Source organism: Endozoicomonas sp. (genome assembly GCF_965196975.1).
Taxonomy (GTDB): Bacteria; Pseudomonadota; Gammaproteobacteria; order Pseudomonadales; family Endozoicomonadaceae; genus Endozoicomonas.
Genome location: NZ_OZ239981.1, coordinates 1196760 through 1212360 on the forward strand (window position 1 = coordinate 1196760; position 15601 = coordinate 1212360).

General features: G+C 45.0%; 13 protein-coding genes. 6 read left to right on the forward strand and 7 right to left on the reverse strand.

All coding sequences use genetic code 11. The features are described 5' to 3' along the window. Positions 1-189: 189 nt before the first annotated feature. On the forward strand, positions 190-1155 hold the full coding sequence (locus ACOCLE_RS05385) for a hypothetical protein (RefSeq protein WP_419535828.1): 966 nt from the start codon (positions 190-192) through the stop codon (positions 1153-1155). Between the two features lie 97 nt (positions 1156-1252). Here ACOCLE_RS05385 and ACOCLE_RS05390 read toward each other — a convergent pair whose 3' ends face one another. Together ACOCLE_RS05390 and ACOCLE_RS05395 are read right to left on the reverse strand one after the other, a co-directional pair. Further along, entirely contained in the window at positions 1253-1717 is a 465-nt protein-coding gene (locus ACOCLE_RS05390; protein ID WP_419535829.1) for a DNA polymerase III subunit chi, read from the reverse strand. Positions 1718-1807: 90 nt separating this feature from the next. Further along, positions 1808-3289, reverse strand: coding sequence for a leucyl aminopeptidase (locus ACOCLE_RS05395; RefSeq protein ID WP_419535830.1), 1482 nt, complete (start codon positions 3287-3289; stop codon positions 1808-1810). A 294-nt stretch (positions 3290-3583) separates the two neighbouring features. Here ACOCLE_RS05395 and lptF point away from each other — a divergent pair, with 294 nt between their 5' ends. Further along, positions 3584-4648: an LPS export ABC transporter permease LptF gene (lptF, locus tag ACOCLE_RS05400; protein WP_419535831.1), complete on the forward strand. Its 1065-nt coding sequence runs from the start codon at positions 3584-3586 to the stop codon at positions 4646-4648. Next, complete coding sequence (gene lptG / locus ACOCLE_RS05405; protein WP_419535832.1) at positions 4641-5699, forward strand: LPS export ABC transporter permease LptG; 1059 nt, start codon at positions 4641-4643, stop codon at positions 5697-5699. The genes lptF and lptG overlap by 8 nt, the downstream gene beginning before the upstream one ends. Before the next feature lie 536 nt (positions 5700-6235). Here lptG and ACOCLE_RS05410 read toward each other — a convergent pair. Continuing rightward, positions 6236-6712 carry an RDD family protein gene (locus tag ACOCLE_RS05410; RefSeq protein ID WP_419535833.1) on the reverse strand — a complete coding sequence of 159 codons (477 nt, stop codon included), beginning with the start codon at positions 6710-6712 and terminating at the stop codon, positions 6236-6238. Positions 6713-7079: 367 nt separating this feature from the next. On the opposite strand from ACOCLE_RS05410, the gene ACOCLE_RS05415 reads away from it, so the two are divergent. Together ACOCLE_RS05415 and ACOCLE_RS05420 are read left to right on the forward strand one after the other, a co-directional pair. Next, entirely contained in the window at positions 7080-8723 is a 1644-nt protein-coding gene (locus ACOCLE_RS05415; RefSeq protein WP_419535834.1) for a hypothetical protein, read from the forward strand. Positions 8724-9116: 393 nt separating this feature from the next. Further along, on the forward strand, positions 9117-9605 hold the full coding sequence (locus tag ACOCLE_RS05420; RefSeq protein WP_419535835.1) for a C40 family peptidase: 489 nt from the start codon (positions 9117-9119) through the stop codon (positions 9603-9605). A gap of 210 nt (positions 9606-9815) precedes the next feature. On the opposite strand, the gene ACOCLE_RS05425 is transcribed toward ACOCLE_RS05420, so the two are convergent. Beyond that, positions 9816-10037: a DUF406 family protein gene (locus ACOCLE_RS05425; RefSeq protein WP_419537156.1), complete on the reverse strand. Its 222-nt coding sequence runs from the start codon at positions 10035-10037 to the stop codon at positions 9816-9818. 245 nt (positions 10038-10282) lie between these two features. Here ACOCLE_RS05425 and ACOCLE_RS05430 point away from each other — a divergent pair, with 245 nt between their 5' ends. Beyond that, entirely contained in the window at positions 10283-10822 is a 540-nt protein-coding gene (locus ACOCLE_RS05430; RefSeq protein WP_419535836.1) for a hydrolase, read from the forward strand. Between the two features lie 42 nt (positions 10823-10864). Here ACOCLE_RS05430 and ACOCLE_RS05435 read toward each other — a convergent pair whose 3' ends face one another. The 3 genes from ACOCLE_RS05435 to gcvT form a co-directional block, all read right to left on the reverse strand. Then, positions 10865-12235: a YjiH family protein gene (locus ACOCLE_RS05435; protein ID WP_419535837.1), complete on the reverse strand. Its 1371-nt coding sequence runs from the start codon at positions 12233-12235 to the stop codon at positions 10865-10867. 243 nt (positions 12236-12478) lie between these two features. Then, complete coding sequence (gene tnpC / locus ACOCLE_RS05440) at positions 12479-13984, reverse strand: IS66 family transposase (protein ID WP_419532963.1); 1506 nt, start codon at positions 13982-13984, stop codon at positions 12479-12481. A 321-nt stretch (positions 13985-14305) separates the two neighbouring features. Then, positions 14306-15436 carry a glycine cleavage system aminomethyltransferase GcvT gene (gene gcvT / locus ACOCLE_RS05445; protein ID WP_419535838.1) on the reverse strand — a complete coding sequence of 377 codons (1131 nt, stop codon included), beginning with the start codon at positions 15434-15436 and terminating at the stop codon, positions 14306-14308. Positions 15437-15601: the final 165 nt, after the last annotated feature.

Consider the following 15601-nt stretch of genomic DNA (forward strand, 5'->3'; position numbering starts at 1 on the left):
TTCTTCTATTATTCGAAGAATTGATCGGAGTGAGGTGTCCTGGCAAAGTTAGTATCCTTGTATCTAAAAGGAGAGCTGGATTCCAAGGGAACTTTTTAATTGATTCGGTACACAAATGAGCATTATTACCCAATATTCTACTGCAAATAATAGCCAGTATTTTTAGTTGGTGTTAATGGGCGCTTAAATATGGATGTCAGATCAAATAATACACCAGGTTTTTTGCACAATAGTGTTTTTAACGGTGCTCCGCTCAGGAATGCTCCTAATTCTCCCTTGCAGGAAAGTTGTATGTGTAATCCTGATGCTGACAAAGGGTTAAAGACCAGGTCTGAAAAGGGAAATAAATATTTGCATGAAATGAAAGTTGCCAGTCATTCTCCTGAAGTCAATGTTTTAGAAGTTGTGTCGAGCGCTGATAATAACAGTGCAGTTAAAGTACGTGTAGATAATGTAATTAAAAAAGCATGCAGTGATATAACGACCACTGTGTGTCATAAAACCACGGATCAGTTATTGGAAAAGCTCCGTATTTTTCAAGCGGGTGAAGAAAAGCAGTTTGAGGCAAACAGCCCATTTGATATGCATAGAGTATTTAGTATTTTCAAGGATGATAGCCAATTGTTTAACTGTACGCTGGCTAGCAGGTTTCCTTCAGGCGATAGGTCACAACTCTCGGCGCATCACTTTCTGGTTGTTAAGGTAGGCCGTAGCTGGCGTCTTTGTCAGTCTATGGCAGACCGTTACACCTTAAGTGATTTTGTCACAGGGCATAGGGATTTTATCTCCAATTTTATTCTATTGTGCAATAAGATTCATGGTGGTGATAGTGTAGAAGTAGGTGATAAATCAGGACTAAATCAGCATGATTTAAACAGTACCGAAAAGGCTGTAGGAAGAAGAAAAACGATTAATGAAATATTGAAACGTATTTTATGTGCTCAGGGCGACATAGAGAAGATGCTGATCTTGAATGAATGGCTTGATCATGGTTTTTTTGTCAAAACCGTGCTTCCTTTGCTCGGAGAATGTTTGAAGAATGTTGAGAACGATTGCTTTTTAAAATTATTTGGTGCGGGTAGAGAGTTTTTAAAGACTGAGGGGAGGGGGAAACTGGTACTAAGAATAAAGTCTGTCCCAATTTCCGGTGTTTGAACAGTGGAAAGAAATTCTACTCACTGTTCATGCATATTCCATTTATTTGATGGTATTCAAAATACTCTCAACGAGTAGCAAAGTCTTCGGCTTGTTATTAACCGGTAAACGCTGGCATATTGTGAACTTCGGGCTCAATTCCGGCTTGTCGATAGGCGCGGAATTTATCTCGGGAAACGGCTTTCTGATCCGGGTTCTGAACCACGACTTCGCAGACACGGGAAAAGTCTTTGAAGAAGGAGGGAACCTCGGTGCTGAGATTTATCAGGAGCCGCTTTTGCTCCAGCAGCGGTTTATCAAACCCCAGGGTAATGGGGGATTGTTTCACCAGTAGGCGACTTTCAGGAGTGCTGTTCTGAGTGTCAGAAACAATCCCGTGAGGCAAAAAGCTGTCTTCCCTCCATGACCAGAGCAATTGATCCATGGATTTACAGCTACTTTCATCAAAAGTATGAATGTGCATGGGCAGTCCACCGCGCCATGCTTTGTCGATCAGGCGACAGGCAAATTGCTCGGCATTCTGCCCCTGACTGTCTAATAGATAAAAAGTAACTCTGGTCATTCAGGAATAATAACTCAATTGACACAAACAAACAGGCCTTGAGAGAACTCATCCAAGGCCTGTTTTCGGGCTGATTATTGGTACTGCTAATCAGATTTTATTCAGCAGGTACTGAACCAGCATTGGCACCGGGCGACCGGTTGCGCCTTTTTCCTTACCGGATTTCCAGGCAGTACCAGCGATATCCAGATGTGCCCATGGGTAGGCTTCAGCAAATTTTGCCAGGAAGCAGGCTGCTGTAATGGTACCTGCAGATGGACCACCAATATTGGCCATGTCGGCAAAGTTGCTGTCCAGTTGCTGGGTATACTCTTCACCCATTGGGAGCTGCCAGGCTCGGTCCATGGCCTCTTTGGACGCACTCAGAAGCTCTTCAGTCAGCGGCTCATTATTACTGAGCAGGCCAGTGGTATGGTGACCCAGGGCAACGATGCAGGCGCCGGTCAACGTGGCAATATCAATAACCGCTTCGGGCTTGTAACGTTCGGCATAGGTCAGTGCATCACAAAGCACCAGCCGACCTTCGGCATCGGTGTTGAGAATTTCAATGGTTTTGCCGGACATGGAGGTTACGATATCGCCCGGGCGTGTTGCCTTGCCACTGGGCATATTTTCTGCTGCAGCCACCATGCCAATAACATTAACGGGCAGGTCCATTTCGACAATGGCATTCATTACGCCAAATACACTGGCGGCACCGCACATATCAAACTTCATTTCGTCCATGGCTGCACCGGGTTTCAGCGAGATACCACCGGTATCAAAGGTGATCCCTTTACCCAGAAGAACGAGAGGCTTGGCACCACGCTTGCCATTTTTGAATTCCATACAGATCAGTCGGGCTTCCTGTTCGGAACCGGCGCTGACGGACAGCAGGGAGCTCATGCCAAGGTCAGACATTTGTTTTTCATTCAGTACCTTGGTGGTCAGCTTGGCGTGCTTTTTCGCCAGTGCTTTGGCTTCATCAGCAAGATAGGTAGGGTGGCAGATGTTGCCTGGCAAATTGCCCAGCGTTCTGGCCACATTACGACCATTGCCAATGGCCTGTCCCTGGGAAAGACCCGCTTTCACTGCTTCGGCATTTTTACGATCCGCCAATAGTGTGACTTTTTTCAGGCTTGGGCCTTTGCCCGTATCGTTTTTGAACTGGCTGAACTGGTAAAACGCATACTCAACCGCTTCGACCACCTGGCGGGTAATCCACTGAAGTGATTTACCTTCTACGGCGATGTCTTCGATGGCAACGGTTGCTTCCCTGGAATTAACCGACTTCAACTGGCTGGCCAGATTGGCCGTCAGCTTTTTAAACTCGGCTTCCTTTAATGGCTTATTATTATCACCCATGGCGAGTAGCAGCAGACGCTCAAAAGGCGCATGGTGGGTATGCAGGAGCATCAGTGAGTGACCGGGCTTGAAATCCAGGTCTCCACGCTTGAGTACTCCGGCAAGATACCCCTCAGTTAATGAGTCTATGGCTGTCGCAGAGGGTGGAAGCGTTTTCTTGTGGACGCCAATAACCAGACAGGCAGTTTTCTGTTTTTCTGCGGCGCCGCTCTTAACAACAAATTCCATAGTCTCTCCAAGGGGACAAGTTATCCGATTTCATGGATAATAATATGGTTAAGCCAATTCAACCAGACGCTTTAGCTCGGATATGGCAGGCTCCTGCAATATCCGAGCTGCAATCAGGGCGTGGAAAAGCAACAGATTCATTGTATGTTTATTCTACGCTTCTGCCAGATAGCCGGGGATTTTTCCGGTTTTTTACGGCGACTGACGTATAATTGTTCGTTTTGATTTTGTGAATTTCACCAAGGCATGCCTTTAATCATATTTCGTTACCTGTCCAGACAGATGCTGCAGGTCATGTTAGCTGTGACGTCTGTCGTACTGCTCATTATCATGAGTGGACGCTTTGTGAACTACCTTGCACAGGCTGCAACTGGCACTCTGAAAGCAGACTTTCTCTTTGCCATCATGGGGTACCGGATTCCTGAGTTTCTGGTCATGATACTGCCCCTGGGGCTTTTTCTGGGCATTCTTCTCGCCTATGGCAGGCTGTATGTTGATAACGAAATGACGGTGCTCAGCGCCTGTGGTCTGAGTCGTAATCAACTTTTAGGCATGACGATGATTCCTGCTGTCGGGGTGATGCTGCTGGTCGCGCTGTTAAGTCTTGTGGTTGCCCCCCAGGGAATACAGAAGGTTGAACGAATTTTTGCCGAGCAGGACTCGCTGACCGAGTTTGATACCCTGGTTTCCGGTCGTTTCCAGAAGTTTGGCTGGCAGCGCGTAACTTATGCCGAGGAGCTGACCGATGATCATCAGCAGATGAACAAGGTCTTTATTGCCAACCGTAACGTGAATAGCAATAACCTGGGGTCCATGACATTGCTTCTGGCGGAAAAGGCAAGAATCGAAGCCAATGCAGGAGAGGGTGGACAGCGCTATCTGATATTGGATGATGGTTACCGCTATGACCTGACTCCCGGAGCCTTGCCTCTGCGGGAAATTGAGTTTGAAAATTACGGTCTTCGAATGGAAGAGCGCCGCTCGAGAAAAGAGATCAGCAAAGAGCAGGCGCTGCCAACGACTAAGCTGATGGATTCCGACGCACCCGGCCATCGTGCTGAGCTGCAATGGCGGATCTCTCTACCCTTGTTAATACCGATCGTTGTACTGATGGCATTACCGCTTGCCCAGGTTAATCCCAGGCAGGGTCGTTATGTGAAACTGTTGCCTGGCATATTGCTCTATCTGTTGTATCTGGCTTTGCTGATGAGTGGGCGTGGGGCGATTGAAGATGGACGCCTCCCGGTAGACATTGGCTTATGGCCCATTCATATTCTCTTCTTATTGATTGCGTTGATGTTGTACCTTGTTGAGCCGGGCAAACTCTGGCTGGCGCGCCGGAGGGCTGGAAATGCGTAAGCTGGATCGGTACATATCCAGGAATGTTCTGGGGGCAACGGTTATTGTCCTGTTGATTCTGGTGTTTCTTGAAGCACTGTTTTCTTTCCTTGGGCAGTTGGATGATGTCAGAGGCAATTATCAATCGCTGGATGCATTGATTTTCACTCTGTTGATGATTCCCAAAAAACTGTACGAGCTGATTCCCGTTTCAGCACTGGTTGGCTGTCTTGTGGGACTCGGCTCCATGGCCTCCAACAGCGAGCTGGTGGTTATGAGGGCTGCGGGTGTCTCGTTATGGCGCATCCTTGGTGCTGTGATGAAGGCCACCCTGGTCATGATTCTTACTGGGTTGATACTGGGAGAATACCTGGCTCCCATGGCGGAGCAGGTTGGAGAGACCAGAAAAGCCATTGCCCGCTCAGCGGATGGAACCTATACCGGAGAAGGCTTTTGGCATCGCGAAGGCCATGAATTTATGTACTTCAATGCTGTTGAGCCAAACGGAGTGCTTTATGGCGTAAGTCGTTATGTTTTTGATGATGACATGAGACTTCAGGAAAGCTCTTTTGCCAAACGAGGCATTTACCAGGGTGATCACTGGCTGCTTGAGAATGTCACGACCATAAGCCGTAAGGATGAACAATTCATTACTGAGGAGAGTCTTGTAGAACCCTGGGATACCAGCCTGACCACAACGCTTCTGAAAGTGGTTGTGGTAAAGCCGGAAGCGTTGCCGATATCCGGCCTGCTCACATACACGCAGTATCTGGCAGCACAGGGGCTGGATGCTGGAGAGTATGATCTGGCATTGTGGACAAAGTTGCTTCAGCCGTTATCGATACTCTCCCTGGTTATTGTGGGCATTTCTTTTGTCTTTGGCCCTTTGCGTTCGGTCAGTATGGGATTACGGATATTCTCCGGAGTGATCACCGGTATTGTGTTCATGATTGTTCAGAACCTGATGGGGCCATCCAGTCTGGTATTCGGGTTTCCGCCGGTATTATCGGTCATGATACCAATCATCATCTGCCTGCTGGCCGGGGCGGTAATGCTAAGGCGTGCTGCATAAGGGGGGATGGCTACAACACCTGTCAAATGAAGCAAACAATTTTTCAGGTGTTGATTGAAGCCTATGCATCAGATTTAAAACCAGTTTATGGAAGTGACTTAATATGGATATCTTGGGTTTCTTCTTATAGGCCGCTGTGGGGTTCGTGTGACCGGGCAGTAAAGCCTGCACTCTTCGAGTTGGCTTGTGCGATCGAATGATTCCGGCTGACCTGATAAACGACGAAAGACTTCCGCCAGATGAGATAAAAGCTGTTCAAATAGCTGGGTGTTCATACTGAAGTCTCCCTTTTCTACTGCTTGCTGAAAGCCTGTTTGTAATGAATAGCCCAATATAAGCTTGCCGGCACACCATCATTGATCAATGGCGATGATTTCATTCTAATGCCGGGTAGGTAAAAATACCAATAAATGTTTCGGTATATTCGCGCTTCACTGTAGGTAGGAGTGAGCAGGGGCATGAACTTGGGCGGGCTGGCAGTGTCGCCAGTGCAGTCTTGTTATGGAACTGCACCGAGGAATATAGGGAGCGTGTTATCAGGCTTTCTTTGCAGGTTTTTCCAGAAGAATGACTCTGGAAGACGAGGCCAGATCCTGCCAGCTTCGCCGCTTCCGGTCGATGAGTGCCCAGAGAAGACCGGTACCAGCAAGAGACAGCGAAGGAATGGCAATTAGAAAACGGATAATGCTTTGCCATGGGCTGATCAATTGATTTTCAGTGCTGACCACTTTTATTCTCCAGGCCTGCATGCCTAGGGTTTGCCCTGACCGGGTCCAGAAAAAACCAAAGAAACCGTAAATAATGACCAGTAAGGCAGCGTAGAAAAAGGGCCCACCGAGGCTGTAACCCTCTTCAGTCATCGCTTTGAGCTGCTCATCACCAAAAATCTGAATCTGGATGAACAGATTGAGAAAACCAGCCATAAACAACAGGGCCAGGATTAATAGAGAATCGTACAACATGGCCGCAGCTCTTCTCCATACTGGAGCCGGGTTAAGACTGGTGACTTCCATCGACCTCTTGCCTTGTTATTTAACATTTAATTTTAACCGGCATTCTATCAGCTATTTTTTCTTACGCCCAGAGACCTGAGCTGACTGGTACTTAAGATTGCAAGATAACAAAGTAATGACAGATACACGCAAATCAGATTGATTAGTGTTGCCCAATTGTTTTGGATGGATGATCTGAATAAGAATGGAAAATTTTAGTTCTATAAAGCAGGAACGATCTTTCTTTAAAAATGTCTCATTAGGAATGCTTTTCGCATGTTGCATGTTGCATGTTGCATGTTGCATGTTGCATTTTTCAGTTTTTAGTCATGTATAAGAATATTGATCGATACCGAATGGCTTTTATATTTTGAGGAATACAATTGGGATGGTTTTCTATGTCCGTTATTTCTATTTGTTTTTCTTTTCTGTATTGCTTATTTCAACTTCCTACGGGCAGGAGTATGAAAGTGCAGATTTCGAAACTCCTTTTCAAAAGCTGGATCAAGACTTTCAGGGGGTTGATGATTTTCTGAGCGCCTATGAGCAAGGCAATAACGGTGGTTTTGAAGAAGCTTTCGATTTTGATGGATCTGAAGATGAGGTTAAAGACACTGAGATTGATTATTACAAAGAATTAATAAAATCAAAAAGAGCGCCAACTTACTCGTTTATGGAGAAAATTGCCAAGTCCGGAAACTATTTGTTCTCCGATTTAATGGTTGGCTCACTGCTCCTTCCGTTTTATCGATTTTCTCTGGCATGGAAGGATGCCATTAATCACCATGTTATTGACCCTGTCCGTAAGGGAGATCACTATTTTCGATATATGGATAGTGTCATGCTAGGGACTTTTGATAATCGTCTCAAAGAGAGTACTGGTGGTAGTACGTGGATACGAAGTATATGGGGGGCGGTTTTTAAAAATGTGATCGGTGATTTCAAGCTGGGATCAGAGGTGCGTAGCCCAGGGGTTATTGACAGTAAGTATCATAATCATCCCATAACGGTTAAACGGCTGGGAGCTGAGACAGGAGATGTTGCAAGAAAAATGAGTGAAACTCATGAGCATGAACTTGTGGTTATTGATGTTGTGAAGCCATTCATGCTGGCATTGGATTTTGTAGAGGATACTGATGATGATAATGACGAATTTGACGATGAAATGGTGGAGGAGTATGAAATAAGTGATGAAAATAATATCTACGGGGATAATGGCGAGTATAAAATAATTAATGATTACGAAGATAAAAGACAACCTAGGCCGGGAAGGTATAGAGATTCTGCTGTTGCTCTTCTTTATAAATTCTTTTATGCAACAAAAAAGCTTGTTACGGATGTAAATCATCCGGTTGAGTTTGAAGAGACTGAATATTTCAAAAGAACAGGAAGGTATGAAGAGTCGGATCGAACTTTTCTTTTTCAATGGAACAAGGGAGTCTCGAAGCAGGACTCATTCAGGAGTGGTCAGGTGGTCAGAGTGGATCGTAAGGGATACTTCTCTATGGGGCCTATCCCTTTGGCTTGGAATTATTGTGAAATACTATTGCATGAAGGAGGAACAAAAAATAAAAAAGTTTTAGTGCAAAGGCATCAGAAAGAGCTCATTTATGAATCTCGTGAGTTTGGAACATGGGGCATTAGAAAAGAAACGATAAAGCCAGTAGAAAGGATTAAAACGATCAGGAAAAAAGTAATAAAACAGGTTCCGAATGTGAATAAGTTTCGAGTTTATACTGAGAACCTTTGTCAGGCTGCTGAAGCATCTGTACGCTCTAGAAGTGAGGTTATTGTATATACAACTGAGAGGTCATTTTCATGGTTTGTGCCTAGTGTATTATTATCCGGAGAGCTTGGTATATCTGCTTTCTACCGGTTAGCAAGGCAGAATAATATAAATTATTATTATCGGGCAGCAGGAATTTATTTTTTTGGAGTTGCTCTAGCCGCCTATTATTACCCATCAATTTTCGCGGAGGATGTTCCAAATACTATTCATAGCATCAAGTTTCCTCCTCCAGATGATTATTAATCGATGTGTATTTTGTTAATTGGTAATATTGTCGTCCATTATTATGAAAGTGGAAGAGTATATATTCTTATTTGTAAGTGTACTGTTATTGCTTTACTGTTAATAATAATCTTTGGCTGAATTGTCTTGTTGATTGTTTTATATAAATAGATGATATGAAAATATCCATTTTGCTATCTTTTTAAGATCTGAGTGCCAAGTAATACATACATCATATCTTTCTAGATGTATATTATATTGGCAACTTTTTTGCCATTAAGTTGTTTTTCTTATCTAGAACATGGCTTTTTGTCCAGCTATACATTTCCGTTCATTCCCAACTTAACTTCATTTTTATTGTAAAGCCGTATGAGCAGAGTTGTCATAGCGTATATTTACATATGGTGCGGTGTTATGCGTATACAGATAGCCACGCTATTTTCCCTTTTATTGATAGGCTGTGTCAGTTCACAAAGTCATAAGCCGGTTCGCTCGCCTCCCGTTAAAACCCTAAAATCAAATACTTCTTTATCTGACCTTAGCCTGAAAAAACTTAATCAGGTCTTTTCAGAGTATAAAGGTACACCCTATCGATATGGGGGGCGAGATCGAAGAGGTATTGACTGCTCAGGCTTTGTTAATACAGCTTATAGAAAAGCTTTTGGGATTGTATTGCCGAAAACAACAGAAGGGCTAGCCAGTAGAGGTAGGGCTATAAGCAGAGATAAGTTGAAAGTCGGAGATATCGTCATATTTCAAACAGGTGTAAAGCAATTGCATGCGGGTATTTATACAGGTTCTAATCAATTCATACACGCTTCCACATCAAAGGGGGTTACCCGGTCAAGTATGAAAAATGATTATTGGAAGCGACGATATATCAGGGCAAAACGATATATATAGATATTATTTCAGTTGCTCACGTATGTTATCGGATAGCCCTATAAACAATATCTTCTGTATTAGATTTTCCGTAATAAAAGAGTATGCCAAGGTTATTCTCCTTCAATATCCTTGGCTGTCAGCACTAAAGTAGCTTCGGCTCAATGACTTATTCATTAATAGCCATTCTCTTTATTTAAGCATGCTCTGCAGTGTGAATAATCAAGAAAATTAATGGAAGCTATACTCACTGTTAAACTGGCAGTTCATTTGAAATATGATTTTTTCAACGGCGCAACAGAAATCAAAGTGGGCATGAATCAGGGTGCTGTCGTTAATTCGACTGGTTTCGCAGATGATTTTGCAAGGATCGGTTTCAATCTTGTGGGCAAGAAACCGCAGTTTCTGGAACTGGTCCATAGCTTCTTTCAGTCCTGCTGCCCTGATGTCCATTTCCACTCTAGTGTCGTTTAAGTTGGTCACACTGGTCACGGCTGAAACTCCATTAGTAATGTTTATTTGTTGAAGCGACCCTGCTTGAGGTAGCCTGATGAGGGCTGTCTCAAATATACCTGTAGTTCGTGGTTGGAAAATGGATCTGGATCAATAATTTTCGTAAAACAACATTTGTTAACATGTTGTATACGGTCTTATTGCGTATATTTTCGCATTTAACGGTTAGTCTCGGGGGAATCAGTATGCTGAATCTTGAAAGTACGGTGTTGGTGGTAGTGGATGTTCAGGGAAAACTAGCCACTCTGATGCATGAACATGAACAACTGTCTCATAACATTGTGACCATGGTGAAAGGAGCCAAACTACTCAATCTACCAATTATCTGGTTGGAACAAATACCTGAGAAGCTGGGGCCGAGTATTCCTGAACTGGCTAAGGAATTATTGGATTTCAGTCCTGTCAAAAAATCATCGTTCAGTGCCTGTGGTGAGCCTGATTTTATGTCCGCACTGGAAAAGACGGGATGTCGACAGGTGTTGTTAACCGGAATAGAGACTCATATTTGTGTGTACCAGACGGCGATGGATCTTCTGGCAGGAGGCTATGAGGTGGAGGTTCTGGTTGATGCAGTTTCATCAAGAACCATTCAAAATAAAGAGGTAGCTCTTGATAAAATGTCAGCGCTGGGGGCCGATCTGACGACCGTTGAAATGGCATTGTTTGAATTAATGAAGTCTGCCGAAGCGCCACAGTTCCGTGATATTGCCAAACTGATTAAATAATTTGGGTACGGGCCCCAGATTCCTGAGGCTCCGTTTTCTATGTTAGAAGATAAGATGGGCAATGGCTGCGATCACGGGCAGTGTGACCAGCGTTCTCAGAATAAAAATAATAAATAGCTCAAAGAGCGTTACCGGAATCTTGCTTCCCAGTAGCAAAGCACCGACTTCAGACAGATAAATCAGCTGGGTCAGAGATAATGCGGCAATAACAAACCGGGTCATATCATTATCAATGGATGCCGCCAGAATAGAAGGCACAAACATATCGGTGAAGCCAACCATCATGGTTGTGGATGCAGTCTGGGCTTCAGGGATTTGCAACCACTCAAGCAATGGCAGAAAAGGCATTCCCAGAATCTGAAAGAGCGGCGTGTGTTCTGCAATCATCAGAGCAATGGTCCCGATCCCCATAACCACCGGTAGCACACCAAAGACCATATCAATGGCATTCTTACCGCCATCCTGAACCACTTTCATTGGGTTGGTGATCTTTGCCGCTTTTTCCAATGCCTGCTCTAATCCCCATGCAAAAGCACTGATACCTTCGGGAATAATTTCATCATCATCACTGCGGGTCTTACCACAAATGAAAACGTTTTTTTTCCGGGACAGTGGAGGCAGTTTTGGAACAATGAATGCTGCTACCAGTCCGGCAAAGCAGACCGTCAGGTAGAACTGGGTAAACATATGATCCAGGCCAACCTGGGCAATGACGACCAGCGAGAAAGTAATTGAAACCACTGAGAATGTGGTACCAATAACTGCAGCTTCACGCTGAGTGTAATAGGACGTTTCATACTGTTTGCTGGTCATCAGGATGCCAACGCTGCCATCACCGAGCCATGAGGCTATACAGTCAATAGCAGACCGGCCAGGAAGATTAAATACGGGACGCATGATGCGTGTCATCAGAGTGCCCAATAGTTCCAGCAAGCCAAAGTTCATCAATAATGGCAGTAACAATCCCGCAAAGATAAAGACTGAAAACAGAGTTGGCATCAGGTCGTTTAAGACCATACCACCGGTGGCACCAGACCAGACAGCCTCTGGACCAACCTTGAAGAAGCTGAAAAGAACAAAGATCATTCCCGCAACTCTTACCAGACACCAGATTGGCGTAATATCAAACAGGGATGATAGAAACGGGCGTGTCATTATCAAACGTGGCTGAAATACTTTGGTGATGATGGTCATCAATCCGGTAAAGCTCACAATGAGGGTAACGATTGCGGTCAGTTGTTCTTTGAGAAGCGCTTTTAAACCTCCGGCCAAAAGAGCAACAGGGATAGTAAACTCACCGTTAAGGCTGACTGGAGTGACAAATAGCAACAGGCCAACCAGGGATGGAATTATAAAAGTTAACCAGTTACGCAGGCTGGTCTGTCTCTTTTTAACGGCTGTAAACTGCTTCATAACAAGCCTTGGGCTCCTCAAACTCAGCCATGCACAAAAGTATGATTCAAAAAATCCAAATTTCCTGTCTGGTTAATAAAAGAATCAGGAAATGTCGGTAATTATCTATCGTTGTCAGTACATCTCACGGTCAGTAAGTTTGACAGCGGGTCAATGTATTCTGTTCGGGTTGATTATGCATTATTTCTAAATAAATATTAACTTACCATCCCGGAAAAGACGTATCTTATTGATTTTTTGTAACTATTCAGCACCCAGCAAAGGCGTATTGTTGTAATTTCGAACCGCTTTAAGAAGCGCCTGAAATATGTTCAACCCCTGCTTTTTAGCAGATGATAAATAGCTTCGGATTCGGGTAAACATGGTACCTCCGTCTTCGCTTCTGAAGCAGCCTGAGATCTTCTGCTTAAGTTTGGCCATCCTGGCATCACGTTCACTGCCATTGTTATCGAAGGGAATTGAAAAGTCCGACATGAAGCGCAACGTTTCAACCTTAAACTCAATAAGCCTTTTGAACAGGTTGTAGGCCTTGGTATTCCTGACCTTCTTACGTCCAAGCACCTGTCGTTGTTTTTCCATATAAGCGGTTTCCTTCGTGAGAGCCCTTTGAAGGATTTGGTCGTATATCGTCTCAATGCGAAGCTGTATTGCACCAGGCATTTGAGTCAGACCGGCTGCTTTGTATTTCTTGCAGAAGTGCCAGGAGAGCGTAAGCAATTTCATCAGCCGCAGAGCCAGCTTATTCGCATCCCTATCGACAACTCCCTGAAGCTCTCTCAGATGATGGGCATTACAAAGCACATGCACTGCCGCATAGGCAAAGTAGGACTTCCAATGATCGTGAACCAGAATGCCTGCAAAAGTCAGCAGGATGCCCATTGCATCCATTGCTTCACAACCTCGCCTTTCTGAGAGGTAGTAAAGCGTCCATTGGTCATCTCGCATAATGTGTAACCACCACAGTGAACCGTCAACCCGCATGCCAGTTTCATCCGCTCCTGCAACCGGACTTTCTTGTAAAGCATCGCGGATACTCTGCTCAGTAGAGGCCAGGTTCTCATGGGTATAGGCAACAAAATTGGCAACAGAGCCTGCGCTGACACTCATGCAATAAATAGTATTGAAATACTCAGACACCCGGTGATATGGGATGAAGTGATACTGGTTTAAATGAACAGCCATTGCCTGAGTCACTTCTCCGTATTGAGCAGCGGCTTTCACTCCTTGGGGAAACTCAGCGGTGTTCCGTTTACCACAAGGACATACTTTAACGTCTGCCCAGTACGCGGTAACTTCAAATTCTCCGGGTCTACCTGGATCAAAAACCTGTCGCTCAATGTATTTGGTGGGTTTAATATCGATAAGCGAAGACTGGCAACAGCAACATTTTTCAACCTTCAGATGCCTGACATAATCGGGTAAGGCGACACGTCTCAAACAAGAGCCTTGATGACCTTTCTGGCCACCTGGTTTATTGCCTGAAGATGGTCTAAGGCTTTTGGGGTTCGGTGTTTCCTGTGAGGAGCAGGGGGCTTCTTTGGAAGATGTATCACCTTTATCACTCCCTTTTTTACTGGGCTTTTGATAACCATCTGACGATGGTGGCTTACTACTGTTTTGACTGTTTTTATTAACCCTTTCTTCCAGTTCGCTGCAACGTTCCCGTAAAAGCGCATTCTCGGTCCGAAGCTCTTCATTCTCTTTAAGGAGAGCTTCGGTAAACGGAGTAGCTGGGAAGTCTGGTTCCATACTGGAGATTTGTTAGAAAAATTGAGTATAAGATGATGGTCGAAAAATCAGAAAATTCCAGATTTATATGAAGGGTGCTGAATAGTTACGATTTTTTATTAAATTCACATGTTTCAATAGTTGGTGCTCAGAGACAGAGCATGGCTTGGTGATCGTTGGAAAATCTCAACGCTTTCCGGTTACGACTTTAGGGACATGGTAATGAGTTGATAAACACTGTGGGTAGAGCGGCAGGTCCCTAATGGATTGACAAAAAGAGGGAGACTGTTGGCTTCTCTATATCAGCCAGCAGTCAATATGAAATTGAGGTTGAAATCGATGTTAGCCGCGGTAATAGCGCTGCTCGATAAACGGCATTTTACTGACCGTCATTGGCAGCTTTTTACCCCGGACCAGGGCGTATACTTCTGTACCCAGTGTCGCATAATCGGCATTGATCAGAGCCATGGCAACCGGAGCTTCAACGGAAGGTCCGAAGGTTCCAGAGGTTACTCGCCCTATACTCCGTCCTTGCTCATCAACCAGATCTGCGCCTTCACGAACCGGTGCTCTGCTGCTTCCAATAAGACCGATACGTTTGGTTCCAACCTGCTTGGTTTCAATTTGCTTCAGAATGTTCTCTGCCCCGGGGAAGCCACCAGCACGCTCACCATCATGGCGACGATTTTTGCTGATTGCCCATATCAGACTTGCTTCAACTGGCGTTGTATTCACATCAATATCATGGCCATAGAGGCAGAGGCCTGACTCCAGACGAAGGGAATCTCTGGCGCCCAGGCCGATGAGCTCCACTTCCGGATGATCGAGCAGCAGCCGGGTGATACGTTCAGCCTCACTCTCAGGGATAGATATTTCAAAACCATCTTCCCCGGTGTAACCAGAACGACTGATAAAGCAGGGAACGCCATCAATGGAGAGCTGGCGTGAGTCCATAAAGACCATATCCGCGACCTCTGGAATCAGTCTCTGCATGACATCTGCTGCCATAGGGCCCTGAATGGCAATAAGTGCACGGTCGTTTAATCGTTCAAGTGTCACGCCTTCCGGTAGATGGGCTTGCAGGTGCTGAGTATCCTGCTCTTTGCAGGCCGCATTGACCACCAGGTAAAGGCAGTCATCGTAGCGAGTGACCATCAGGTCATCGAGAATGCCGCCGGCTTCATTGGTAAACAGGGCGTAACGCTGCTTTCCAACAGGAAGGTCAACAATATCAACCGGCACCAGTGACTCTAGAAAGCGGTCTGCTCCAACACCAGAAAGTCTCAACTGCCCCATATGGGAAACATCAAAAACACCGGCTTTATTTCGGGTGTGAAGGTGCTCAGTTTTGACACCGGATGGGTACTGCACAGGCATCTCATAACCGGCAAAAGGCACCATTTTGGCGCCCTGAGCCAGATGAAGGTTGTATAAAGGTGTTTTTTTAAGGCTTTCAGCAGACGCTTCAGACATCCGTCGTCTCCATTTCTCGAGAGAGCATATCCTCCAGAAGTCCGAGAAGGCTCTCAACTATTAGGTTTACAGGCTTGTTGTTCTAGTCGTTTCTTTTTGGCCATTTATCTGGCAATAAATTACACAGCAACATTTCATCTTTCATGACTGCTGTCAAGATTTGTT

Bases quoted from the DNA above. Each gene is read 5' to 3' on its own strand.
- ACOCLE_RS05420 (WP_419535835.1), top strand. From the start codon at position 9,117: ATGCGTATACAGATAGCCACGCTATTTTCCCTTTTATTGATAGGCTGT.
- ACOCLE_RS05410 (WP_419535833.1), bottom strand. From the start codon at position 6,712: ATGGAAGTCACCAGTCTTAACCCGGCTCCAGTATGGAGAAGAGCTGCG.
- ACOCLE_RS05395 (WP_419535830.1), bottom strand. From the start codon at position 3,289: ATGGAATTTGTTGTTAAGAGCGGCGCCGCAGAAAAACAGAAAACTGCC.
- ACOCLE_RS05385 (WP_419535828.1), top strand. From the start codon at position 190: ATGGATGTCAGATCAAATAATACACCAGGTTTTTTGCACAATAGTGTT.
- gcvT (WP_419535838.1), bottom strand. From the start codon at position 15,436: ATGTCTGAAGCGTCTGCTGAAAGCCTTAAAAAAACACCTTTATACAAC.
- tnpC (WP_419532963.1), bottom strand. From the start codon at position 13,984: ATGGAACCAGACTTCCCAGCTACTCCGTTTACCGAAGCTCTCCTTAAA.
- ACOCLE_RS05425 (WP_419537156.1), bottom strand. From the start codon at position 10,037: ATGGACATCAGGGCAGCAGGACTGAAAGAAGCTATGGACCAGTTCCAG.
- ACOCLE_RS05390 (WP_419535829.1), bottom strand. From the start codon at position 1,717: ATGACCAGAGTTACTTTTTATCTATTAGACAGTCAGGGGCAGAATGCC.
- ACOCLE_RS05430 (WP_419535836.1), top strand. From the start codon at position 10,283: ATGCTGAATCTTGAAAGTACGGTGTTGGTGGTAGTGGATGTTCAGGGA.
- lptG (WP_419535832.1), top strand. From the start codon at position 4,641: ATGCGTAAGCTGGATCGGTACATATCCAGGAATGTTCTGGGGGCAACG.
- lptF (WP_419535831.1), top strand. From the start codon at position 3,584: ATGTTAGCTGTGACGTCTGTCGTACTGCTCATTATCATGAGTGGACGC.
- ACOCLE_RS05435 (WP_419535837.1), bottom strand. From the start codon at position 12,235: ATGAAGCAGTTTACAGCCGTTAAAAAGAGACAGACCAGCCTGCGTAAC.
- ACOCLE_RS05415 (WP_419535834.1), top strand. From the start codon at position 7,080: ATGGTTTTCTATGTCCGTTATTTCTATTTGTTTTTCTTTTCTGTATTG.